Here is a 548-nt window from a genome sequence, read left to right on the forward strand (position 1 = left end):
GCCAATTGTTCTTCACTCAAAGCCTCACCAAAAGGGAGATTGTGTGCTTTTGCATAGTCTGCCCCGACATCCAGCAAAGTTTTGACTTGTTCAATGGCATCACTTCCAGGAATAAAGGAACCTTTGCCCAAACCTTGACCCACAAGATCACGCATTTGTTTTTCAATCAGCTGCTTTTCGAAATAAGCATCGCCTAAGAAAAAAATCTCTCTGTCAGGATTGTAACCAATTCTGTTCAAATAATAGGCTGAGCCATAAAACTTGCCAACATCAAGGAATTCTGCTCTAGTTTCATAAATGAAATTTTGATTGGGCAGCGTGCCCCCAACACCCCCCGATTGGGGTTTTGGTAAAGGAAGCCCCTCAGCAAGTTCCCCTGCATTATTGAGATCGACTTTTGGTGTAAAGAGAGCGCCAGCCCCGGTTAAACCACTTAAGGACTCCAGTGGATTGCCTTCAACGGTTTTTGCTTCAAAATGCGCATCCCCTGTAATCGAACCTTCCGCTGCCGTGTTATTGAGTTGATCGACCACCAGATTTAAAGTGCC

At 44.9% G+C, this 548-nt stretch carries 1 protein-coding gene; it reads right to left on the reverse strand.

The window, feature by feature from the left end; all coding sequences use genetic code 11:
* Nucleotides 1–548 (reverse strand): hypothetical protein (locus ACFINE_RS09970; protein WP_375621918.1); only part of this gene is annotated, 548 nt, incomplete at both ends.

The sequence above is a fragment of the Bartonella sp. AA97HXZ genome, assembly GCF_042196985.1.
Taxonomy (GTDB): domain Bacteria; phylum Pseudomonadota; class Alphaproteobacteria; order Rhizobiales; family Rhizobiaceae; genus Bartonella.